This window comes from Kribbella sp. NPDC051587, assembly GCF_044453945.1.
In the GTDB taxonomy this organism is placed as follows: domain Bacteria; phylum Actinomycetota; class Actinomycetes; order Propionibacteriales; family Kribbellaceae; genus Kribbella.
This window is the reverse complement of record NZ_JBITDE010000010.1, coordinates 31,630-54,618: the sequence shown is the minus strand read 5'-3', so window position 1 is coordinate 54,618 and position 22,989 is coordinate 31,630. Positions and strand designations below refer to the sequence as shown.

Genomic DNA, 22,989 nt, shown 5'->3' with positions numbered 1-22,989 from the left:
CACATGGAGAGCGACCAAGTGGCAGCCGAGCGGGCTGCCACTTGGTGCAACGGGTCAGCGCTCGCCGTGCCAGGAGTGCCACAGCGCGGCATAGGGGCCCTGGGCATCGACCAGTTCGTCGTGACCGCCCAGCTCGACAATCCGGCCGTCCTCGACCACCGCGATCACGTCCGCGTCGTGCGCGGTGTGCAAGCGGTGCGCGATCGCCACCACCGTCCTGCCCTCCAGGACACCGGCCAGCGACCGCTCCAGATGCCGAGCGGCCCGCGGGTCCATCAGCGAGGTCGCCTCGTCGAGAACCAGCGTGTGCGGGTCGGCCAGCACCAGCCGGGCCAGTGCGACCTGCTGAGCCTGCGCCGGGGTCAGGGTGATGCCCCCGGAACCCACCTCGGTGTCCAGGCCCTCATCGAACCCGGCCACCCAGCCGTCGGCATCCACCGAGCGCAGTGCTGCCCACAGGTCCGCATCGGTCCCCTCCGGCCGAGCCAGCCGCAGGTTGTCACGGACGCTGCCGACGAACACGTGGTGCTCCTGGTTGACCAGAGCCACATGGCTCCGCACCTGCTCGGCCGACATCTTGTCGAGCGCCGCACCACCCAGCGTGATGTCACCGACCCGCGGTGAGTAGATGCCGGCCAGGAGCCGGCCCAGTGTGGACTTGCCGGCACCGGACGGACCAACCAGCGCGACTCGTGCTCCCGGCTGGACGGTCAGCGTGACGCCGTGCAGGACGTCACGGCCTTCCAGGTAGCCGAAGCGCACCTCGTCGGCCAGCACCGTCCGGCCCTCCGGCTCGCGCTCCTCACCCAACTGCTCGGTCTCGACCTCGCGGACCCCGACCAGCCGGGCCAGTGACACCTGCGCCACCTGGAGCTCGTCGTACCAGCGGATCATCATGTTGACCGGCTCGACCAGCATCTGGATGTACAGCGCGCTCGTGGTGAGCGCACCGACGGTCATCCAGCCCTGCAGCGCGAATCCGCCACCGATCACCAGCACTGCGGCCAGTGCGACCGTGTGCGTCATGTTGATCACCGGGAACAGGATCATCCGCAGATAGAGCGTGTACCGCTCCCAGGCGACCCACTGGCCGATCCGGGTGTCGCCCAGACCGATCCGGCGGGTGCCGAGCCGGTGCGACTCGACAGTCCGGCCGGCGTCGACGGTCTCGGCGAGCGCCGAGGCGACAGCGGCGTACCCGGCGGCCTCGGAACGGTAGGCCTGCGGTGCCCGGCGGAAGTACCACCGGCCGCCGATGATCAGGATCGGCGCTGCGATCACCACGGCCACCGCCAGCGGCGGGGCCGTCACGATCAGCGCACCGATCAGGAGGCCGGCCCAGAGCACGGCGATGGTCAGCTGCGGCACGGCGTCGCGCATGGCGTGCGAGAGCCGATCGATGTCGGTGGTGATCCGGGACAGCAGGTCACCGGTCCCGGCGCGCTCCAGCACGCCTGGCGGCAGCCCGACGGCCCGGACCAGGAAGTCCTCGCGCAGATCGGCGAGCATCTCCTCACCGAGCACCGCACCACGCAGTCTGGTCAGTCGGACGAACACCGACTGGACGAGCAGGGCGATGGTGAAGCCCAGCACGACATACGGAAGGTCGACGTCCTTCTCGCCCAGGGACAGCTTCTCGACCACGTTGCCGAGCAGCCAGGGACCGACCATGCCGCTCAGCGCGGCCACTGCGTTCACCACAGTCAGCCAGCCGAACGCACGGCGGTGCCGGCGGAACAGCGTCTTCAGGTAGGCGCGAACGGTCGCGCTCCCTGCCACCGGCAGCCGGACCACTTCCTGTGGTGCCGCCGGGTCGTACAGAGGGGGCTTCACACCGACTCCTCGAGAGTTGGCTCTTCTTCACGGGTGACGACCGCGCGGTACCGCGGATTGGTGTGCACCAGCTCGTGGTGCGTGCCGACGGCGTCGACGCGACCATCCGGCACGAACACCACCCGCTCCGCGCGGTCCAGCATCAGTGGGCTGGACGTGAACACCACAGTGGTCCGTCCGGCCCTCAGGAGGCGCAGCCCGTCAGCGATCCGGGCTTCGGTGTGCGCGTCGACCGCACTGGTCGGCTCGTCGAGCACCAGCACCTGCGGATCGACGTACAGGGACCGGGCGAGTGCGACGCGTTGGCGCTGTCCACCGGACAGCGACCGGCCGCGCTCGGTCAGCATCGCCTGCATGGCGTCGTCCTCACCAGCAGGCAAGGTCTGACGCAGTACGTCGAGAATGTCCGCACACTGCGCGGCGTCGAGTGCTGTCTCGGGGGAGACCACACCACTGGCCGGTACGTCGAACAGCTCGCGCACCGTGCCGGACAGCAGGACCGGGTCCTTGTCCTGGACCAGCACGACTGTGCGTGCTGAATCCAGCGGCAGATCGTCCAGACCGACACCGCCCAGCTGCACCGACGCCTCGTCCGGCTCACTCGTCGGACTGTGTCCGCCCAGCCGGTCGGCCAGCAGACCGCCCGCATCGGGGTTGCCGGACACCACTGCGGTGAACGAACCAGCGGGCACCTGCAGACCGGAGACCGGGTCGAACAGGTCGCCGTCGGGCAGCTGCGCCGCAGCCGTGCCCATGGTCTCGTCGGTACGCCGCAGCGACAGCACGCGAGCCGCCCGTCGCGCCGACACCTTCGAGAAGATGAACGCGCTCGCCGTCTCCTCGAACGTGTGCAACGGCACCAGCAGGAAGGTGATGAACCCGTACGTCGTGACGAGCTCGCCGACCGTGATCCGGCCGGACGACACCATGCGCACGCCCAGCCACACGATCAGCACCAGGAACAGTCCGAACAGAAACACCTGCAGCGCGGCGATCAGCGACCACATGCGGGCGCTGCGGACCGCGCTGGAGCGGTACTCCTGCGAGGCGGTGCGGTAGCGGTCCAGGAACAACTGCTCACCGCCGATACCGCGCAGCACGCGCAGACCGGCCACGGTGTCCGCGGCAAGCTCGGTCGCACGACCGCCCTTCGCGCGCTGCTCGTCGGCACGCCGCTCGGCCGGGCCCATCAGGGGCACGATCGAGAACGCCAGCACCGGAACGGCGACAGCCACGATCAGCCCGAGCTGCGGTTCGTAGAACAGCAGACCGATGACGACCGCGAACGAGGTCAGCAATGCGGCCGTGAAGCGACCGAGCACCTCGACGAACCAGCCGATCTTCTCGACGTCGCCGCTGCTCACCGCGACCACCTCACCGGCAGCGATCCGGCGGGTGAGCAACGAGCCCAGCTCCGACGCCTTGCGCATCAGCAACTGCTGCAGGCGCGACGCCGTACAGATCCAGTTGGAGACCACGGCACGGTGGAAGAACGAGTCCGCGCCGGCCTTGGCCGCGCCGAAGACGAGCAGCAGCACACCGGCGAAGATCAGCTTCGGCCAGGACTTGTCGATCACGGCCTGCACGGCCAGGCCGACCGCGATCGGAGCGGCGGCGATCCCGCCGAAGAACACCAAGCCCCAGAAGATCGCGAGCGCTTGCCCGCGCAGCTGCTGGTGCTCGAGCCAGATGATGAGTCGGAGAGCCGACCGGGTGTCTGGCACACCTGGGTCGGCGAACGGAATGAGGCGCAGGGACATGACGTCTCACAGACAAAGACATAGAGGGGTGATGAAGGGCACCTGACCAGGCGAATACATCAACCCTAGGCGGCGCCTCCGACAGTCCGTCAAACCCTTTTCAAGGCGTGGTCCGGAGCCCGATCGCCACGCCGGCCTGGAACCGGGTCGCGGCGTTCAGACTGCTCTGCACCCGCTGTACCCGGCGGCCTACCGTGCGCAGGCTGATCCCGAGCTGCCGGGCGATCGCCTGGTCGCCCATCCCCGCCGCCAGCAGGGCGATCAGGGTCTCGTCGTCCTCCGGATCCAGCCCGTCGGAGAGATCAGGGGTGAGCGGTAACGCCGTTGACCACACGTGCTCGAACAGGGCGATCAGAGAGTCGAGCAAGGCACTCGGCCGGATCACCAGGATCCCCTCGGTGACCGGGCGGCCGGTCCGCAGCGGCAGGGTCGCGACCGAGTCGTCGAAGATCGAGAGCCGCAGCGGCACCTCGCCGGCGACCCGGGCTTCCTCGCCGATCGTCAGAGTGAGGCGCAGGACGTCGAGACCCTGCACCTCGACCGCCTCGCGGCTGTAGACGATCCGGTGCCGCACCCCGCGGTGGATGGCGCCCACCTCCGGCTCGGCGTCACCGAGATCGAAGGGCTTCCCGTACGGCGGGGTCTCGAACGCACGGAGCTGGTTCCGCGTGGTGGCATGGATCGCCCCCTGGAAGTACGGCGCCTCGTCACCCGGAACGAACTGCACCGGCACCTGGCGGTCCGGGTCCGGAGTCGCCCGATGCAACCGCTCCAGCTCCCGCACCCGGGCCGCAGCTCGGTCGAGCTCGAGCTGACGGTCGTCGAGCAACCGCTGCAGTGCGAGCTCCGGCGGCACGGCCGTGTAGCGGTCGTTGGTGCAGCGCAGCAGCCGCAAGCCGACCAGTTGGTCCAGTACGGCGCGGTCGTCCGTCAGGTCGTCGGCAGCCAGGCCGGGTTGGGTCAGAACGCGCTCGTACAGCTGCTCTTGGACGGCGTCGAGTCCCAGACTTTCCAGCACTCCCTCAGGCTATGGCTGATACCGGTCATTGGCCTGTACCAGTCTCCAGAACTTCTTTACAGCATTTCCACGGCTCGGTGACGCTCCTACTACCCCCTGTTGTGAGGAGCCGCCAGATGTCCCGACCTGTGCTCTCTGTTCTGCTCGGAACGGCCCTGTTCGCCGGTGCGCTGACCGCTGCCGACGCACAGGCCACCGACGTACAGGCCACCGCGCCGCAGCCGGTCGCCTCCGGCCTGCCACGCGTCGCCGCGCCGACCACTGTCACCCTGATCACCGGCGACAAGGTCACGCTGACGCCGGGCCCCGACGGCACCCAGGTCTCGATGGAGGCCGCTGTGCGACCCAACGGCTACCGGCCGTTGCTGCGGATGACTGAGACCAACGGTCGGCGTGAGGTGGTTCCGGACGATGCCGGTCCGCTGATCGCGTCCGGCGTACTGGACGAGACCTTGTTCGACGTCTCGTATCTGGTCGAGAACGGGTACGGCGACGGCGCGGCCAAGCAGCTGCCGTTGATCACCCAGATGGCCTCGTCGGTTCAGGCTGCGAAGGTGCTCGGCCAGGCGGACGCCGTACCGGGAGTGACTCCGACTGCGGAGCTGAGCAGTCTGCACGCTGCTGCGGTCGACGTACCGAAGGCTGAGGCTGGTGCGTTCTGGGCGTCGATCACCGCTGGCAAGGCCAGTGCGCGATCGTTCCAGCGGAGTGTGGCGAAGGTATGGCTCGACCGCAAGGTGACGGCCTCACTGGACCAGAGCGTGCCGATGATCGGTGCGCCACAGGCGTGGGCGGCTGGTTACACCGGCAAGGGTGTGAAGGTCGCCGTACTAGACACAGGCATCGATCCGAACCACCCAGACCTCAAGGGCCGGGTGACCGCGTCGAAGAACTTCACTCCGGACCCGGACATCGTCGACGGCTTCGGCCACGGTACTCACGTCGCCTCGATCATCACCGGGTCAGGGGCTGCCTCAGGCGGCAAGTACAAGGGCGTGGCGCCTGACGTCGACCTGATGGTCGGCAAGGTGCTCGACCACACCGGCAGCGGGCTGGAGTCGGACGTCATCGCCGGCATGGAGTGGGCGGCCGCGCAGGGCGCCAAGGTGATCAACCTCAGCCTCGGCGGAGACCCGTACGCCGACGATTCGCAGGACCCCGGAGCAATCGCGGTAGACCAGTTGACCGCGTCGACCGGCGCTCTGTTCGTGATCGCGGCCGGGAACAAGGGCCAGGCGGGCGCCTCCACGGTCGGTAGCCCTGGGGTCGCCGAGGCGGCTCTCACGGTGGCCTCGGTCGACAAGTCCGACAAGCTCGCGTACTACTCCAGCCGTGGACCACTTCTGTCCGTGAACCGGGTCAGTAAGCCGGACATCTCGGGGCCGGGCTCGGACATCGTCGCTGCCCGCGCCGCCGGAACCACCATGGGCGACCCAGTGGACGCGAACTACACCAGCGCCTCCGGTACGTCGATGGCCACACCGCATGTGGCAGGCGCAGCCGCCATCCTGTTGCAAGAGCACCCGGACTGGTCCGGCCCGCAGCTCAAGGCTGCGCTCATGAGTACGAGCAAGGACGACGCGTACGCCGTCTACGAGCAGGGCGCCGGCCGGGTGGACGTCGCTCGGGCTGTGACGCAGCAGGTCGTCGGTGTCACCAGCGGGGTCGACTTCGGACGCATCCTCGACAGCGAGCAGGGCGATGTGGTCCGGCCGGTCACCTACCGGAACGACAGTGCAGCCGATGTCACGCTGAGCCTCAGGAGCTCGCTCCGGACCACGACCGGGGTCGACACGAGCGCAGCGGCCGCCGTACCGGGACAGGTCGTCGTACCGGCGCACGGGACCGCGACTGTCGACGTCACGGTGCACGCTGGGGTCCTGGCTGGTGGGTTCTCGTCGGGCGCGGTCGTCGCGACTGCGGGGGATACCCAGGTGCGCACTCCGCTGGCCATGCGGAAGTCGCGGCAGACCTATCCGGTGCATGTGTCGCTGAAGCTGTCGGCACCGATGTACACCGACGCGTACGTCAATGCTTTCAACGCGGAGGACGCTACAGTGCCGCCGGTCTCCACCTACACCCGCTCGAGCGGCGACCCGACGAGCGGAGACGTGACGCTGGACCTGCCGCCGGGGCACTACTGGATCCGGGTCGCCGGCACCCGGCATCAGGCGTCCGAGCGGCTCGAGCGCGTTCTCTTCTCCGAACCTGACGTCGCCGTGCAGGGGCCGACGGAGCTGGCGCTCGACGACAAGGACGCGGCTCCGTTCCGGATGGCGACGGACACGCCGACCCAGCCGCTGGGCGGCGGACTGGTCGAGCAGCGCTACAACGCGGACAAGTCCAACGGACGGATCATCACCGAGGAGTTCTCCGCGTACGGTGACGGGGACTACCTGGTCGCTCCGAACAAGCCGGTGGCGGCCGGCGGTAACTACCTGATCAACTTCGTCACCACCCGCGGCCGGCCGCAGCTGCAGTTGACGGCCGACTCGGCCAACGGGCGCGGTCTGTCGATGCTGCCCAACTATCCGGGCAACGCGGCCTTCAACATCACCGCGCCGCATCTCGACGGCACCTGGAAGAAGCTGCCGGTGGTTGATATCGGCTGGTCCCTGGACCCGGGTGAGCTGGCCGGTGTCCGCGGCAAGCTCGTGCTGATGTCCTTCAGCGCGGGACAGGGTGGGTCGGAGTGCACACTGAGCGGCGACGACGTTGCCGCGCTCAAGGCGGCCGGAGCGGTCGGCGTACTGCAGGAATCCATCGGTTACATGTGTGAGCCGTACCCGTACCGGCTGGAGACCGATGCGCTGCCGGTTGCAGCCCTCGACACCGTCCAAGCCGCGAGCCTGCACGCTCTGCTCGCCAAGGGAACCGTCACAGTGACGCTAGTCGGGACACCGGACGCACCAACGCTCTATCACCTGTCCAAGGTGCTCCCGAGTTTCCCGAAGTCGATGTCCTTCCAGGTGCACGATCGGGAGCTGGCGCGGATCAGGTCGAGCTACACGCCGGAGTGGCAGCCGGGCGCGTACGGTGCCAAGTCGCTCGCCGGTCAGCGGTTGAGCAAGGAGCAGCAACCAAACCTGTTCCAGTGGACGACCTACCTGAACAAGGTGCCGTTGACCAGAGACGAGTTGTTCGGCCCGATCGTCCCCGGTCAGCAGTGGATCAGGTCCGCTGGGACTCAGAACGGCCTGGCGTCGACGGAGGAGCGCCGGACGATCCTGCACACCGGCCGGATGCCGGACGAGCGCTGGCTGGGCGCGCCGCGCAGCATCGGAGCGTCCGACGTACCGGCGTCCGCGACCAACCTGCAGCACATGGGCTACTGCACAGCGTGCCGCGACGGTGACCGGCTGGTCGTCGTACCGCAGTACGCGAACTCCGACCCGCTGGTGGTGCCGTCGCTGCGCGTGGTCGGCGCAGCGGCCAAGCTGTACGCCGGCAACCAGGAGATCCCCGGGACCTTGTACGACGGGGGCTATCCGGCCTTCGACCTGCCAGCCGCGGCTGCCCGGTACAAGCTGGTGCTGGACACCGACCTCAGTAGTCCGCAGATGGCGCGCTACCCCGACCTCTATCGGTACGGCGCCAAGCAGCACTCGGAGTGGACCTTCAGCTCGCAGCATGTCGGTACGTCGGCCATGGGGAACACCACCTGCTACCAGGCGGATGTCTGTGCGCCGCAGCAACTGCTGTACGTGCGGTACTCGGCACCGACCGACCAGAGCAACAAGGTTGCCCACGGCATGGTTCCACTGCAGCTCAAGCCGTACTACGAGAGCACTGCGAAACCGCGGACCGCGACGTTCAAGACGGTGAAGGTCAGTGCGAGCTATGACGGCGGCAAGAGCTGGAAGGTCGTCGCCGGGGTCAACCTGCGCAGCGTCTACCAGGGCCTGCTGCTTCCGCCGCGTGGCGCGAAGACGGTCTCGTTGCGAGTCGATGCAACGGATCAGTCCGGTAACAGCGTCCTACAAACGATCAGCGACGTCTTCGGCGTTCGCTGATCCTCCCCGCCGATGGCTGGGTGTCCGCGGGGCGGCGGACACCCAGCCATCAGCCTTCCTGCTCGCTGTAGTGTCGGAGCCGTGGGCGAACTGAGTCGCAGGCGTCGGCTGGCGGTACTCGGGATCTGCTGTTCCAGTTTGTTCATCGTGGGTCTCGACTCGACCATCGTGAACCTGGCGCTGCCCGCGATCCGGTCCGAGCTGGGCGCGTCGGTGACCGGGCTGCAGTGGACGATCGACGCCTACACGCTGGTGCTGGCGAGTCTGCTGATGGTGTCCGGATCTACCGCGGACCGGGTCGGCCGGCGGCGGACGTTCCAGGCCGGTCTGGTGCTCTTCGGGATCGGGTCGCTGCTCTGCGGGTTCGCGCCGACGGTGGAGCTGCTGATCGCGTTCCGCATGCTGCAGGCGATCGGTGGGTCGATGCTGAACCCGGTGGCGATGTCGATCATCACCAACACGTTCACCGATCCGCGGGAGCGCGCGCAGGCGATCGGTGTGTGGGGTGGCGTCGTCGGACTGAGCATGGCGGTCGGCCCGGTCGTGGGCGGTGCACTGGTCGACAGCGTCGGGTGGCGGTTCATCTTCTGGATCAACGTGCCGGTGACGGTACTGGCCGTCGTACTGGCTGCGTTGTTCGTGCCGGAGTCGCGGTCACTGGTACCGCGACGGATCGACCCGGTCGGGCAGGTGCTCGTCGTACTGCTGCTCGGTGGATTGACCTACGGGATCATCGAGGGTCGTGAGGCCGGCTGGACCTCACCGCTGATTCTGGGCTGCTTCGCACTGACCGTGGTTGCTGCGGTGACGCTGGTGCTTTATGAGCAGCGCAGGGACCAGCCGCTGCTGGAGCCGCGCTTCTTCCGCAGTGCGCCGTTCTCCGGTGCCACGCTGATCGCAGTGGCCGGCTTCTCTGCACTGTCTGGGTTTCTGTTCCTCAACTCGCTGTATCTGCAGTCTGTGCGTGGCTACTCCGCACTGCATGCAGGACTGCTGACGCTGCCGATGGCGGCCATGACTGTGGTGTTCGCGCCCATCTCTGGCTGGCTTGTCGGCCACCGTGGGCCGCGGCTGCCGCTGGTGGTGGCGGGGACGATGCTGGCCGCGTCCGGACTGATCCTGTCCCGGCTGACCACCTCGACGACCGTTGTGGTGCTGGCGCTCGGCTATCTGGTGTTCGGCATCGGCTTCGGCATGCTGAACTCCCCCATCACGAACGCGGCGGTCTCTGGCATGCCTCGCGAGCAGGCGGGGGTCGCGGCCGCTGTGGCATCGACGAGCCGTCAGGTCGGTGCCTCACTCGGTGTGGCGATCGCAGGTACGGTTCTGGCCGCGCGACTCGTCGGACCGCTCGAGACCGGGTTCGTCTCAGCTGCCCGGCTCTACTGGTACCTCATCGCCGGTTGCGGTCTGCTCGTGCTCACGCTTGGGCTGATCACCACAGGTGCCTGGGCTCGCCGTACAGCGGCTGTTGTCGCCGAGGACCTCGTCACGCCTCGATGACGCCGGCCCGGCTGAGGGCCTTCAACCGACCGCGCAGGATCTTCTGCCGGCGCTCCTCGTCCGGGAACAGATCGATGTACGCCGATCCGCCCGCAGCGAGCAGGTCGTCGTCCAGCCGCCGTACGGTGCCGGCCGGAAACCGATGCGTCATGGCGGCCTGGACGGCGAGGCTGTCGATACCGGAGAGAAGTTCGGTGAGCTTCTCCTCGGTGGTGACGCCCATGCGAGCCAGGATGGCGAGGATCCACGCATAGTGGTTCGTCTTGGCGTGCGGGGCGTCCGGGTAGCGACGGGTCAGGTACGTGGTCAGGATCGAGGTGTTGAGTTCCCGTGGCGACTTGTCCGGCGCGGCCGCGGCCAGCTCACGGTAGAGCCGGTCGATCTCGGTGAACTCGTTGTCGGCCAGCTCCATGAGCGCGGCCGCCAGCAGGAACCGCCGGTCGAACTCCGGCTTGCGGTCCGGCGGGATGTCCAGCTTGTACCGGATGTCGTGCTCGAACTCGGCCCACGCGTGCTGGACCGCGGTCCGGACCTGGATCTCCATCACCAGGTTCTTCAGTACGGCGTACTCCGGCTGCTCGCGCCGATGCGCGTTCAGCCGGACCAGGAAGTGCTTGCTGGCATAGCCGAACACGCCCTGCGCGCGGGTGTGCGCGCCCATGTCGGTGTGCTCGACGATCTCGAACTCCTCCGCGATCACCTCGCACACCCGGTCCACCGCCTCGACCAGGAACGTGATGACGCGGGCCGCGACCAGGTCGGTGATCTGCCCCAGCGGGTCGTCGTACTTGGGCCGGTTCGGATCGTCCGGATGCGGCTTGGCGGCCTTGGCCAGGAACGACTCGGGATCCTTGGCCCGGGCGGTCGCGGTGAGGTAGTTGATGCCCTCTTCCTCACCGATCAGCTCGTTGATCAGCGACTCGAGCTTGCGGGCACCGCCGACGTACTGCTGGTGCACCCGCTCGTACAACGCCGCGGCCTGCTCAGCCCACTCCACCCGCCCGACCATGCCCGCACCATAGTGCTCTTGACGCGTCACTGACACCTGCGAAACTCGCCGAATGCCGGACTTCAGCGATTCACTGGCATCGGTTCGACATCGTTGCTAGACGCCTCTAGTGAAATCTAGTTCTGACGCTAGAAAGCTGTAGACACTACTCGCGACACGCTCTGGTTGTTGATTGGTCAATCTACGGAAAACGCTAGACGGCCTCATACAGTGACAGCATGGATCCGATTCGGAATCCCTATGCGCCCGGCGCCGGTCAGCGCCCGCCTGAGCTGGCCGGTCGCGACACCGAGGTGCGGCAGTTCGAGGTGGTACTCGAGCGCGTCGCCGCAGGCAGGCCCGAGCGGAGTCTGGTGCTGAGTGGACTCCGTGGAGTGGGCAAGACCGTGCTGCTCAACACGTTGCGCAGTCAGGCGATCAAGCGCGCCTGGGGTACCGGGAAGATCGAGGCGCGGCCTGATCAGAGCATCCGGTTGCCGATCGCGCAGGCGCTGCACACGGCCATGCGGGAGCTGGGACACCGGCACCGGGACGACGAGCGGGTCGACCAGTTCAGCGCCGTACTGAAGGCTTTTGCGCTGCGGACCGACGTGAACGATCGGAAGGGCATTCGCTGGCACCCGCCTGTTGACGTGGCTGCTGCGAAGGGTCGCGCCGACTCCGGTGATCTGGAGATGGACCTGATCGAGCTGTTCACCGATGCGGCTGATCTGGCCGGTGATCTGTCCGTCGGGGTCGGACTGTTCATCGACGAGATGCAGGACATCAGTGCGGACGACCTGTCGGCGCTGTGCGCGGCTTGTCACGAGATCTCGCAGCAGAGTGCGCCGATGGTGGTTGTCGGCGCCGGCCTGCCGCACCTGCCCGCCGTACTGTCCGCTAGTAAGTCGTACTCCGAGCGGCTGTTCCGCTACGTCCGCGTGGACCGCCTGGCGCGTGAGGCGTGTGACCGCGCGCTGATGATCCCTGCGGAGAGCGAAGGCGTTCAGTACGACCCTGAGGCACTGGACGAGCTCTACGCCCAGACCGACGGCTACCCGTACTTCGTCCAAGCCTTCGCCCACGCCACCTGGGACCACGCCCCCACCTCCCCCATCACCATCAAAGACGTAGCCGTCGCCGGCCCCGAAGCCTCCGCCGAACTGACCGTCGGCTTCTTCGGCTCCCGCTACGAACGCGCCACCCCCGCCGAACGCGAGTACATGCGAGCCATGGCCGAACTGGGCATAGCCGCCGACGACGGCTCAGTCCCCACCGCCGAAGTAGCCACCACCCTCAACCGCAAACCCCAGTCCCTCTCCCCAGCCCGCGACGGCCTGATCAAGAAAGGCCTCGTCTTCTCCGCCGAACGCGGCACCGTAGCCTTCACCGTCCCCCACTTCGGCAAGTTCCTCCGCACCCGTACGGCGTAACGCTCCTGGCTGCCCTTTTGTGCATGGCGGGTCTGTCTGTAGGGTGAATCGGCATGACCACCGGGCGGACTGGCCAGCGTGCTGGGGTGTCTGCGCGCGGGCGGCATAGTCGGCGGCGGTCTTATCGGGTGCAGTGGTTTTCGGTGACTGCGTTGGCGGTGCTGGGGACTGTGATGGTGGTGCATCCGGATGTGACGGGGCGGCGGAGTCTGGCTGCTGAGGTTGTTGCCGGGGCAAGCACTCCGGTTGCGCTACAGACACCGACAGCTGTGGCTACGCCTTCTGCGCATCTGACTACTCCGTTGCGGCCGGCACCTACGTTGACTCGGCAGCCGAAGGGTGCGAAGCCGAATGTGACGGTGTCGAGCGGCAGGCTGAGTGTGGTGCCGGGGTCGAACAAGGCCAACGGGGTGCGGGACAAGCTGACGTACCGGGTGGAGATCGAGCAGGGTGTGTCGGTGAACCCGGTGGCGGTGGCGGAGGCGATTCACAAGACGCTGACGGATCCGCGGGGGTGGCAGGCGGTGCATCCGGTGAGCTTCGAGCGGACCGACTCCGATGAGGTGGATCTGCGGATCATCGTGGCCACGCCGACGCTGACCGACAAGCTGTGTCTGCCGCTCGACACCGGTGGCGAGGTGTCGTGCCGGGTGGAGGACCGGGTCGTGCTGAACGCGAAGCGGTGGATGTACGCGGTCCCGGCGTACGGCGGGGATGTCGCGCTGTACCGGAGCTATCTGGTGAACCATGAGGTCGGGCACGCGCTTGGGCATGGGCACTCGACCTGTGCGAAGGCGAAGACGCCCGCGCCGGTGATGATGCAGCAGACGAAGGGCCTGGGTGGCTGTCGTCCGAACGCATGGCCGACGATCAAGGCCACCTGACCAGCTCCCGTGAGAAGCTGAGTCCCGAGGGAGGGAGCAGCGATGTCGTCACAGGATTTCCCGACGTACGGGCGTGATCCGGAGCCTGAGCAGCAGCCGGACAACGCACAGCGCGGCGAGGAGCAGCACTTCGCTCCGCCCACGCCGTACGGCGGTGGCACGTATGCCGGCGGCGGTCAGCCGCTACCGCCTGTCCCGTACGCGCCGTCGCAGCCCTACGGCTCCCAACCAGGCCAGTACGGCGGTCCGCCGACCGACCCGGCGCAGCCACCGAGCTACCGGCCCGGACACCCGTACGGCGCCCCCGTGGACGCGCACCCGGACCACTTCCCGACGTACGGGCGTAAGGAGCCTTTCGCCGACCGGGACCCACGGGCGGCCAAGGTGGTCCTGCTGGCCACCCTGATCGCGGCGATCTACGGACTGATGGTGATCTCGATCCAGCGGGTCTCGATCCGGGAGATCACCCAGGCACCGGGCTCTCCGCTCAATCACCCGCTGCGCACCGACGTCATCGACGCTCTCGGTCAGCTGCTGATCGTTCTGGTCGGTGTGGCGGCCTTGGCGCTGTGGGCGCGTGACGTGCTGGCTCGCCGCAAGCTCAATCGGCAGCCGGAGCTGTCCGAGATCATCGGCGGTGTAGTGGTCGCCGCCTCGCTCGTCCCGCTGCTCATCTGGCTGATCATGGTGCTGACGACCGGTCTGGGGTCCGTTGACTCCACTCTCGACCGGCTGCCGACCGCGTACGGGTGGGGTGGGTTCGGACTGCTGCTCCTCGCAGTCGGCCTCTTCCTCGGCTACCGCGAGCTCAAGCCGGACTACGACACCGTGGTCCGGTCCGCGCCCGGCCGTCCGCCCTGGGAGTGAGCACCCCCGTCGTACTCGTCCCAGGCCTCGGACTGGGCGTCGAGTCGTATGCACCGACCGTCGAGCACCTCTCCCTGCCCTACAACGTCGTCACACTCCCCGGGTACGGCGAACCTGCGGGCGAGCGTGAGGACCTGCACCCCGAGGCTCTCGCCGCGATCCTGGAGCGGAAGGTGCGCGAGCGTTCGGTGCTCGTCGGGCACTCCGCCGGCGCACAGATCGCAGTGGAGCTGGCCGTCGCACACCCCGAGCTGGTTCACGCGCTGGTGCTGATCGCTCCGAGCGGTGACACCAAGGCCTCCAGTTGGCTGGACCTAGGCATGCGCTGGCTGGAGTCCGCCGCCCCGGAGTCGCCAAAGCTCATCCCAGTCCTCGCCCCGCAGTACGCGCGGACCGGCATGCCGACGATCGCCCGGGCCGCGGCCGCCTGCCGCAAGCACGACCTGGCCGCAGTGATCACCCGGGTCAAAGCACCAGTAGTGATCATCCGCTCGCAGCACGACCACCTGTCGTCAGCCGACTTCGCGAGCAGGCTGGCCGCGCTGACCCATGGTGAGGCGCGGACCCTGTCCACCGGCGCGCACATGCCGGTGCTGACCAACGGCCCGGAGGTGGCCGCGCTCATCCACCGAGCAGCCGCCGCGCGGCCAACTGGCTGACGCAGTATCGTTGACGCGGTAGCAAACCTCTGCGGGAGCTCGCGCCGAATGCGGGCTGAGAGGGCGACGAGACAATCCGGGTCGCCGACCGCCTGAACCTGACCGGGTAATGCCGGCGTAGGGATCGCGATGACTGACACTGCAATTCGTCCTGCCACCACCGAGGCACCGCTCGTCCTCACCACGGACGCACCGAGGACTCTCGGGTTCCTCGATCAGTTCACCCTCTGGGGAAACTTCGGCATCTCCCTGTTCGGCCCGGTCACCGGCGCGCTCGTCGCGGCGTACACGGGGTCGTTGTGGCAGGGCCTGCTGGCCGTGGTCGTCGGGTGCGGGATGGGTGCGCTGGTGCTCGGCGGCGCGGCCGTCTTCGGCTCGCAGACCGGAGCACCGGCGATGACCGCGCTGCGCGGCATCTTCGGCCGTCGCGGGTCGATGGCCCCGACCGTCCTGAACATCGCGCAGAACATCGGCTGGGCCACGATGGAGATCATCGTGATCGCGCAGGCCGCGGTCGCGGTGACGAGTGAACGCTGGCGCTGGCTGTTCGTCGTCCTGGCCGGAATCATCGCCACCACGATGGCGGTCCGGCCGCTGGGCAGCGTGAAAGTCCTGCGCAAGTTCATGGTCTGGCTGGTTTTGATTGCCTCGGTCTACCTATTTGTTCAGGTGCTGAGCAAGCCGGTGCACGGTCTCCCGCAGGACGGCGTGTTCGGCTTCTGGCCGGCCGTCGACCTGGCCGCCGCGGGTGTCGTCTCGTTCGCTCCGCTGGCCGCGGACTACACGCGGCACTCGAAGACCAACAAGGCCGCGTTCGGAGGTTCCGCGCTCGGCTACGGCCTGGCCGCGATCCTGTACTACGCCTTGGGTGTCTTCGCGGTGGCGACGCTGCAGACCGACAGCGAAGGCGTGATCACCGCTCTCGTCACCTTGCCGGCCGGCGCGATCGCGCTGTTCGTGCTGCTGGTGGACGAGGTCGACGAGGCCTACGCGAACGTCTACTCGACCACGATGGCCGCGCACAATCTGATCGGTCATGTCGACCGTCGCTGGATCTCGGTCGCGATCGGTGTCCTCGCCACCGGCCTCGCGCTGTTGGTTGACCTGGGCAACTACACGCAGTTCCTCTACCTGATCGGCTCGGTCTTCATCCCGCTGTTCGCGGTCGCGATCGCCGACTTCTTCTTGGTGAGCAAGATGAACTGGGACGTTTCCGGTACGGCGAAGTTCCGCTGGCAGCCCGCGGTCGCGTGGCTGATCGGCTTCGTCGCCTACCAGCTCGTCAATCCGGGCACGGTCGCCGGCTGGTCGCCGTTCTGGCTCGATGTCCAGGGCAAGCTCTTCGGCGGACACGCCGTACCGGGCTGGCTGGGCGCGACCTATACGAGCATCGTCGTTTCCATGGTGGCCGCTGTCGCGCTCGGCAAAATCGGTCGCGGCCGGATCGTGACCCGCGTACCAGTGGACAACTGACCTGAGGCACGCGGGATACTTGCCCCCATGCTCAACTCCGCACTGCGCAGCCGGGCCGAGTACGCCGAACTCGGCGTCGACGGTCTGTCCGCGCGGACCTCGCCCGAGCGGGACGCAGACATCGTCAAGGCCGTCGAAGAGCTCCTGGAGGGCCGCGAAACGGTCCTGGACCTGTGCTGTGGTTACGGCCGGATCAGCCTCCCGCTGGCGCGGGCCGGGAAGACCGTGCGCGGCCTCGACATCTCGCCGAACCTGATCGAGGCCGGCCGCGCCAAGGCGGCCGAGGAGGAGCTGGCGATCGACTGGGCGATCGGGTCGATGACCGATCTGCCCTATGCGTGGGACTCGTTCGACGCGGTGATCTGCCTGTGGACCGCGTTCCACGAGCTGTTCGCCGAGGACGAGCAGATCTCGACGATCTGCGAGATCTCCCGGGTGCTGAAGCCGGGCGGGCTCGCGGTCATCGAGGGCCCGTCCTGGGGGCCGGCCAAGGCGGGCGAGATCGCGCTGGGCCTGCGCCAGGGCCCGGAGCACCGGATCGTCACCACCGAGCACGCCGACGGGCTGAGCAGCGTGCACTACATCCACGACGAGATCAGCTACGGCCGGCTCTGCGCCGCCGCGGGGATCGACAACTACAAGGTCTACAAGCGCGAGTGGGGCGGCCGGCGCCGGCTGATCCTCGAGATCCACGCCTGAACCCCGAAAGAATAGGAGCAGATCCCCACTCCACATTGGGGACCTGCTCCTGATTGCCTCAACTGTAAATCCCGGCAATCCGCTACGGGGAAAGCATTCTTTTCTTTTCGAGGTTCAACAGGTAGCGCTTCGCCTCGAGGCCGCCCGCGTACCCGGTCAGCGCGCCGCTCGCCCCGATCACCCGGTGGCAAGGCAGGAGGACACACACGGGGTTCGCGCCCAGCGCCGTACCGACTGCTCGTGCTGCCTTGGGTCGTTCGATCTCTCCGGCGAGCTGGCCGTAGGTCTTGGTGTGGCCGTAGCTGGTGTGCGTGCGGAGATCACTCAGGACCAATTGCTGGAACGGCGTCGCGAGGGTGAGATCGACCGGCACGGTGAATTCCTGCCGCTCTCCGGCGAGGTATTCGTCCAGCTCCTTCCGTACGACGTCCAGTGCGCGTGGCTGGCGTAGTACCCGGGGCGAGATGGCGCGGGCCAGTCGCCCGGTCATCGTCTCCTCGTCGCCGAAAGAGCTCGCCACCACCCGGCCGTGCGCGATCGCGAGCAGCAGCGTGCCGATCGGGGTGTCGTGCAGGGCGTAGGCGACGTCGGCGTCCGGTAGGACGGGTGGTTTGAGGTCAGGGATGCTGAACCGGGTCAGCCGGTCCTCCAGTGCGTTCATGCGTCAACTCCGAGTGTGCGGCGCAGGGTCGCGAGGGCGTCGCTGACAAGGCGCCGCGAGGCTGCGGGGGTGGTGTCCAGGGCGGCGGCCACACCGTGGTGGTCGAGGTCGCCGACGTACTTGAGCGTGATCGCGTACCGCTGCCGCTCGGGCAGCCCGTTGACCGCCTGCCACAGGTCGGGATCGGGCCAGTCGGCGGCGTCCGGGCCGTCGACCGCGATCGGCGGCGCATCATCGAGTGGGCGCTGCGGTTTTCGAGCCCGATGTACGTCGGTCGCGCAGCGGGCCGTGATCGTCAGCAACCAGCTGCGCAGGTTCTTGGCCGAGGTCAACCCGGCATAGGCGGCGAACGCCTTCTCCCAGGCGCGTTGTGCCACGTCGTCACCGTCCACCGGCCCGGCGAGGGCACGCGCGAGCCGGGCGACGTCTCGCCAGTGCGCGTCGACGAGCGCCTGGAACGGCGGCAGTGCGTCAGTCATCACGCCCATTAAACGCAGCGGGTGCGCAGAGTGTGAGGGTGGCCCGTTGCGGACGGTTGTCCCGCATGATGGGATTGTCGAGTACTTCAGTAGACATAGATGCGAAGATTGCTGACATGACGACGACCTTGCTCACCCGCCGTCGCGTCATCGATCTGCTGCGGACGGCGAGCGCCACCTGTCGGTGACCCGCGTCCCCTGGTGATCCGGCGCTGAGCGCCGCATGAGGCCTACGCCTCTTCTTTTTCGCATGCCCTTTTCCCCGAGGGAGAGACATGTCCGTCCCTGCTGTGCACCGTCCTGCCCTGGCACTGGTCCCGGACCACTCCGAGGAGCGGATCGTCGACGCCGACGTCTACCGCACCGTGTTCCGTCGCCACGCCGCCGGCGTCGTGGTGATCACCGCCGACGCGGGCCACGGCCCGGTCGGCTTCACCGCCACCTCACTGGTCTCGGTGAGCCTGCTGCCGCCATTGGTCTCGTTCGCGATCGACACCAAGGCTTCCAGTTGGCCGACCGTCAGCCGTACCGAGTCCCTCGCGATCAACTTCCTGTCTGACGACCAGCACGCGATCGCCGGTCGCTTCGCCACCAGCGGGATCGACCGGTTCGCGGCGCCGACCCGCTGGTCCCGCCTGCGCACCGGGGAGCCCGTGCTCGATGAGGCGCCGAGCGTCCTGCGTGCGCACGTCGAACACCGCTTCGCCGTGGGTGACCACTACCTCGTCGTCGCCCGCCTGATCACCCACACCGAACGTCGTGAGCACGAGCCGCTGCTCTACCACGACGGCCGCTACGCCACCGCCACCCCGAAGGTTCACCATGTCTAACAAGTTCAAGTACGCCGTACTGGCTCTCGCCCTCGTCCTCACCGGATGTGGTGGCGCGGCCCAGGCCGGCAGTGGCGAGAAGCTCGCGCTGGACGCGCCCCTGCCGACCAGCGTGCCCGACGGGACGAAGATCGTCGTCGGCGATCCGGCCACCCAGGTCGCCTTCAAGCTGTCGGGCCAGCTCGACAAGGTGGAGAAGTACGTCAAGTTCGCCAACCTGAGCGGCGGCCCGCAGACCACCGAGGCGTTCCGGGCGCACGCCCTCGACCTCGGCGCGGTGGCGGAGATCCCGTCGATCCACGCGACCTGGACCGGGCTGCCGGTGAAGATCGTCGCCTCGAAGTTCCGCCAGGATCCGCTCAACCACCCGATCTACGAGCTCGGCATCGCGCCCGGCGTGAGCGTGAAGACGCTCGCCGACCTGCGCGGCAAGTCGATCGCCTTCAGTCCGGGCCAGGCCCAGGGCGCGCTGATCCTCAAGGTGCTGAAGAAGGCCGGGCTGGCCAAGGACGACGTGAAGCTGGTCGAGATCCCGAGCACCGGTGACGTGTACGTGAATGCCCTTGCAGGTAAGCAAGTTGACGTCGCGCCGATCGGCGGCGTACAGATCAAGCGCTACCAGGCGAAGTACGGCAAGGACGGCGCGACGACGCTGCAGCACGGGATTCGCGACGATGCCGGCCACCTCTACGGACCGGTCGAGTCGCTCGAGGATCCCGCCAAGGCGGCCGCGATCCGCGCGTACGTCGCGGCCTGGGGTGTCGCGCAGGTGTGGATCGACCAGCACCCGAAGGAATGGATCGCCGGGTACTACGTGAAGGACCAGGGGCTCACCGAGGCCGACGGCCAGTGGCTCGTCGACAACGCGGGGCACCCGGACATCACCGCTGACTGGAGTGACGCGATCACCCGGCAGCAGGAGACGATCGAGCTCCTGGCCAAGGAGACCAAGAACCCGGTCATCCAGGCCAAGGACCTGTACGACCTGCGGTTCCAGGCCGTCGCGGCCGACGCGATCAAGGCGGGGGTGGCCAAATGACCGTCACCATCCTGCCCGGCGTACGGACCGCGGCGCGGACCGCTCCCGTCGTACGGCGTCGTCGGCTCGGACCGGGGAAGCCGATCAAGTTCGGGGCCGCCATCGGACCCGTTCTGTTGCTGGCCGTGTGGAGCATCGGCTCGGCCACCGGCTGGATCGACCAGCGCGTGTTGTCAGCGCCGTGGACGGTCGTCACGACCGCCGGTGAGCTCATCTCCGACGGCCGCCTGCAGTCGAACCTGTGGACGTCATCGCAGCGCGCCCTCGTCGGACTAGGTCTCGGCATCGTGCTGGGCGTCGTACTGGCGCTGATCTCCGGCCTGTCCCGCCTCGGCGAGGCGATTCTCGACGGCCCGATCCAGATCAAGCGCGCGATCCCGTCACTCGCCCTGCTCCCGCTGCTGATTCTCTGGCTGGGCATCGGGGAGTCGATGAAGGTCGTGACGATCCTGCTCGGCGTCTTCGTCCCGATCTACCTGCACACCCACAACGGCCTGCGCACGATCGACAGCCGGTACGTCGAACTCGCGCAGACCGTGGGTCTGTCGCAGCGCGAGTTCATCCGCCGGGTCGTCCTGCCGGGTGCGCTGCCCGGGTTCCTGCTCGGTCTGCGGTTCGCCGTGACCGGCGCCTGGCTGTCGCTGGTCGTGGTCGAGCAGATCAACGCCACCAGCGGCATCGGCTACATGATGGAGCTGGCCCGGACCTACGGGCAGACCGACATCATCATCGTCGGCCTGGTCCTGTACGGCATTCTCGGGCTGCTCTCCGACGGCGTTGTCCGCTTGATTCAGAGGAGGGCCCTGACATGGCGTCGTACGCTGGCGTCGTAACCCGCAAGCTGGTCCGCCGGTACGACGACCGCGCCGTACTGGACGGGGTCGATCTCGAGATCGCGGCCGGTGAATTCGTTGCCCTGCTGGGCCGGAGCGGTTCCGGGAAGAGCACCTTGTTGCGTGCCCTCGCCGGATTGGATCCGGAGGTCGGCGGGTCGGGAGAACTGCTGGTGCCCGAGAATGTGTCGGTCGTCTTCCAGGACTCGCGTTTGTTGCCTTGGGCCACGGTCTTGGACAACGTCGTACTCGGCCTGCGCGGCGCTGAGGAGCGAGGTCGGCAGAGTCTGGCCGAGGTGGGTCTCGCCGGTCGCGAGAAGGCCTGGCCGAACGAGTTGTCGGGTGGCGAGCAGCAACGCGTCGCGCTCGCGCGGTCATTGGTTCGGGAACCGGAGCTGTTGCTGGCCGACGAGCCGTTCGGCGCGCTCGATGCCTTGACGCGCTTGAAGATGCACGCCCTGTTGCGCACCTTGTGCGAGGTGCATCGGCCCGCCGTCCTGCTCGTGACGCATGACGTCGACGAGGCGGTCGCGCTGGCTGATCGGGTGCTCGTGCTCGAGGACGGGCGATTGATCGCCGAAGAAGTGGTGGACGAACCGGCCGCGGTGCGGTCGCGGCTCCTTGACGCGTTGGGGGTTTCGTTGTGAGTAAGCAGTTGCATCTGAATGCGTTCCTGATGAGCACCGGCCATCACGAGGCCTCGTGGCGGTTGCCGGAGAGCAATCCGTTCGCGAACACGTCGGTCGCGCACTATCAGGAGCTGGCCCGGATCGCCGAGCGCGGACTGTTCGACTCGGTGTTCTTCGCGGACTCGCCGGTGCTGTTCGGTGATGTCGGCCGGCGGCCGGCGGGTTCGCTGGAGCCGACCGTGCTGCTGACCGCGATCGCCGCGGTCACGTCGCGGATCGGGCTGATCGCGACCGCGTCGACGACGTACAACGAGCCGTACAACCTGGCGCGGCGGTTCGCGAGCGTCGATCACGTCAGCGGCGGTCGCGCCGGCTGGAACGTGGTGACCACCGCGGGTCCGGAGGCGGCGAAGAACTTCAACCTGGCCGATCAGCCGGCTCATGCGGAGCGGTACGACCGGGCGGCGGAGTTCCTCGAGGTCGCGTACAAGCTGTGGGACTCGTGGCAGGACGACGCCGCGATCGCCGACAAGGAGGCCGGCGTCTGGGCGGTCAACGACCGCGTCGTACCGATCGATCACCTCGGCCGGCACTTCCAGGTCCGCGGCCCGCTCAACCTGCCGCGCTCACCGCAGGGGCACCCGCTGATCGTGCAGGCCGGGTCGTCGGAGGACGGCAAGGGCCTGGCCGCCCGGTACGCCGAGGCGGTGTTCACCGCGCAGCAGACGCTCGAGGACGCGCAGGACTTCTACCGCGATCTGAAGGCCCGTACGGCGGCGCTCGGGCGCGATCCTTCGACGATCAAGATCCTGCCGGGGATTGTGCCGGTGATCGGGTCAACCGTTGAGGAGGCTCAGCGGTTGGAGGCGCAGCTGGACGAGTTGATCCGGCCTGAGTACGCGCGGCTGCAGCTGGCCAAGACACTGCGGGTCGCGCCGGAGGCGCTGCCGTTCGACCAGCAGCTCCCGGCCGAACTGCCGGACGAGGACGAGATCGAGGGCGCGAAGAGCCGCTACACCTTGATCGTCACCCTCGCCCGCCGCGAGAAGCTGACCGTGCGCGAGCTGATCGGCCGCCTGGGTGGCGGCCGCGGCCACCGCACCTTCACCGGTACGCCGGACCAGGTGGCCGACGCGATTGAGCAGTGGTTCGCGGCCGGGGCAGCCGACGGCTTCAACATCATGCCGCCGGTGCTGCCGTCCGGGCTGACCGTGTTCGTGGACGAGGTCATCCCGATCCTGCAAGCCCGCGGACTGTTCCGCACCGAGTACATCGGGACGACGCTGAGGGACCACTACGGTCTGGCGCGTCCTGCTGGCCGGGCCTCGCTGTTGCAGGAGGCAACCGGCTGACCTGATGCGGGGGGCGTCGGGGGCGGCGCCCCCTTG

Annotated in this window: 19 protein-coding genes and 1 riboswitch; of the genes, 13 read left to right on the top strand and 6 right to left on the bottom strand. The window is 67.9% G+C overall.

The window, feature by feature from the left end; translation table 11 throughout:
* Positions 1-54: 54 nt before the first annotated feature.
* The 3 genes from ACIA49_RS29755 to ACIA49_RS29745 form a co-directional block, all read right to left on the bottom strand.
* Positions 55-1,833, bottom strand: coding sequence for an ABC transporter ATP-binding protein (locus tag ACIA49_RS29755; protein WP_396380904.1), 1,779 nt, complete (start codon positions 1,831-1,833; stop codon positions 55-57).
* Positions 1,830-3,593, bottom strand: a complete 1,764-nt coding sequence (locus tag ACIA49_RS29750; protein WP_396380903.1) for an ABC transporter ATP-binding protein — start codon at positions 3,591-3,593, stop codon at positions 1,830-1,832. The genes ACIA49_RS29755 and ACIA49_RS29750 overlap by 4 nt, the downstream gene beginning before the upstream one ends.
* 100 nt (positions 3,594-3,693) lie before the next feature.
* A complete protein-coding gene (locus ACIA49_RS29745) occupies positions 3,694-4,611 on the bottom strand; it encodes a helix-turn-helix domain-containing protein (protein ID WP_396380901.1) in 918 nt (305 codons plus the stop codon).
* A gap of 116 nt (positions 4,612-4,727) precedes the next feature.
* On the opposite strand from ACIA49_RS29745, the gene ACIA49_RS29740 reads away from it, so the two are divergent.
* Entirely contained in the window at positions 4,728-8,624 is a 3,897-nt protein-coding gene (locus ACIA49_RS29740) for a S8 family peptidase (RefSeq protein WP_396380900.1), read from the top strand.
* A gap of 81 nt (positions 8,625-8,705) precedes the next feature.
* Complete coding sequence (locus ACIA49_RS29735) at positions 8,706-10,127, top strand: MFS transporter (RefSeq protein WP_396380898.1); 1,422 nt, start codon at positions 8,706-8,708, stop codon at positions 10,125-10,127.
* Here ACIA49_RS29735 and ACIA49_RS29730 read toward each other — a convergent pair.
* Positions 10,114-11,136: a GTP pyrophosphokinase family protein gene (locus tag ACIA49_RS29730; RefSeq protein ID WP_396380896.1), complete on the bottom strand. Its 1,023-nt coding sequence runs from the start codon at positions 11,134-11,136 to the stop codon at positions 10,114-10,116. The two genes, ACIA49_RS29735 and ACIA49_RS29730, sit on opposite strands and share 14 nt — an antisense overlap.
* Before the next feature lie 218 nt (positions 11,137-11,354).
* Between ACIA49_RS29730 and ACIA49_RS29725 the strand changes: the two genes are divergently transcribed.
* The 6 genes from ACIA49_RS29725 (at position 11,355) to ACIA49_RS29700 (ending at position 17,130) form a co-directional block, all read left to right on the top strand.
* Positions 11,355-12,548 carry an ATP-binding protein gene (locus tag ACIA49_RS29725; protein ID WP_391544326.1) on the top strand — a complete coding sequence of 398 codons (1,194 nt, stop codon included), beginning with the start codon at positions 11,355-11,357 and terminating at the stop codon, positions 12,546-12,548.
* A gap of 353 nt (positions 12,549-12,901) precedes the next feature.
* Complete coding sequence (locus ACIA49_RS29720; RefSeq protein ID WP_396380894.1) at positions 12,902-13,432, top strand: DUF3152 domain-containing protein; 531 nt, start codon at positions 12,902-12,904, stop codon at positions 13,430-13,432.
* Positions 13,433-13,474: 42 nt separating this feature from the next.
* Complete coding sequence (locus tag ACIA49_RS29715) at positions 13,475-14,299, top strand: hypothetical protein (RefSeq protein ID WP_396380893.1); 825 nt, start codon at positions 13,475-13,477, stop codon at positions 14,297-14,299.
* The gene (locus ACIA49_RS29710) at positions 14,296-14,958 is read left to right on the top strand and encodes an alpha/beta fold hydrolase (protein WP_396380892.1); all 663 of its coding nucleotides are present in this window, start codon (positions 14,296-14,298) and stop codon (positions 14,956-14,958) included. Before ACIA49_RS29715 ends, ACIA49_RS29710 begins: the two co-directional genes overlap by 4 nt.
* 21 nt (positions 14,959-14,979) lie before the next feature.
* A riboswitch (TPP riboswitch) is annotated at positions 14,980-15,100 on the top strand.
* Entirely contained in the window at positions 15,088-16,431 is a 1,344-nt protein-coding gene (locus ACIA49_RS29705) for a purine-cytosine permease family protein (protein ID WP_396380891.1), read from the top strand. Its footprint overlaps the riboswitch before it by 13 nt.
* A 27-nt stretch (positions 16,432-16,458) precedes the next feature.
* Positions 16,459-17,130 carry a class I SAM-dependent methyltransferase gene (locus tag ACIA49_RS29700; protein WP_396380890.1) on the top strand — a complete coding sequence of 224 codons (672 nt, stop codon included), beginning with the start codon at positions 16,459-16,461 and terminating at the stop codon, positions 17,128-17,130.
* An 82-nt stretch (positions 17,131-17,212) separates the two neighbouring features.
* On the opposite strand, the gene ACIA49_RS29695 is transcribed toward ACIA49_RS29700, so the two are convergent.
* On the bottom strand, positions 17,213-17,791 hold the full coding sequence (locus tag ACIA49_RS29695) for a methylated-DNA--[protein]-cysteine S-methyltransferase (RefSeq protein ID WP_396380888.1): 579 nt from the start codon (positions 17,789-17,791) through the stop codon (positions 17,213-17,215).
* Positions 17,788-18,270 (bottom strand): RNA polymerase sigma factor, encoded by a 483-nt coding sequence (locus ACIA49_RS29690; RefSeq protein ID WP_396380886.1) that lies wholly within the window; start codon positions 18,268-18,270, stop codon positions 17,788-17,790. Before ACIA49_RS29690 ends, ACIA49_RS29695 begins: the two co-directional genes overlap by 4 nt.
* Positions 18,271-18,545: 275 nt before the next feature.
* Here ACIA49_RS29690 and ACIA49_RS29685 point away from each other — a divergent pair, with 275 nt between their 5' ends.
* The 5 genes from ACIA49_RS29685 to ACIA49_RS29665 are packed head-to-tail and all read left to right on the top strand — an operon-like array spanning position 18,546 to position 22,953.
* Complete coding sequence (locus ACIA49_RS29685; RefSeq protein WP_396380884.1) at positions 18,546-19,100, top strand: flavin reductase family protein; 555 nt, start codon at positions 18,546-18,548, stop codon at positions 19,098-19,100.
* Positions 19,093-20,139 carry an ABC transporter substrate-binding protein gene (locus tag ACIA49_RS29680; protein WP_396380883.1) on the top strand — a complete coding sequence of 349 codons (1,047 nt, stop codon included), beginning with the start codon at positions 19,093-19,095 and terminating at the stop codon, positions 20,137-20,139. The genes ACIA49_RS29685 and ACIA49_RS29680 overlap by 8 nt, the downstream gene beginning before the upstream one ends.
* The gene (locus ACIA49_RS29675) at positions 20,136-20,972 is read left to right on the top strand and encodes an ABC transporter permease (RefSeq protein ID WP_396380881.1); all 837 of its coding nucleotides are present in this window, start codon (positions 20,136-20,138) and stop codon (positions 20,970-20,972) included. The genes ACIA49_RS29680 and ACIA49_RS29675 overlap by 4 nt, the downstream gene beginning before the upstream one ends.
* Positions 20,948-21,619 carry an ABC transporter ATP-binding protein gene (locus tag ACIA49_RS29670; RefSeq protein ID WP_396380879.1) on the top strand — a complete coding sequence of 224 codons (672 nt, stop codon included), beginning with the start codon at positions 20,948-20,950 and terminating at the stop codon, positions 21,617-21,619. The genes ACIA49_RS29675 and ACIA49_RS29670 overlap by 25 nt, the downstream gene beginning before the upstream one ends.
* Positions 21,616-22,953: an LLM class flavin-dependent oxidoreductase gene (locus tag ACIA49_RS29665; RefSeq protein WP_396380877.1), complete on the top strand. Its 1,338-nt coding sequence runs from the start codon at positions 21,616-21,618 to the stop codon at positions 22,951-22,953. Before ACIA49_RS29670 ends, ACIA49_RS29665 begins: the two co-directional genes overlap by 4 nt.
* Positions 22,954-22,989 lie beyond the last annotated feature (36 nt).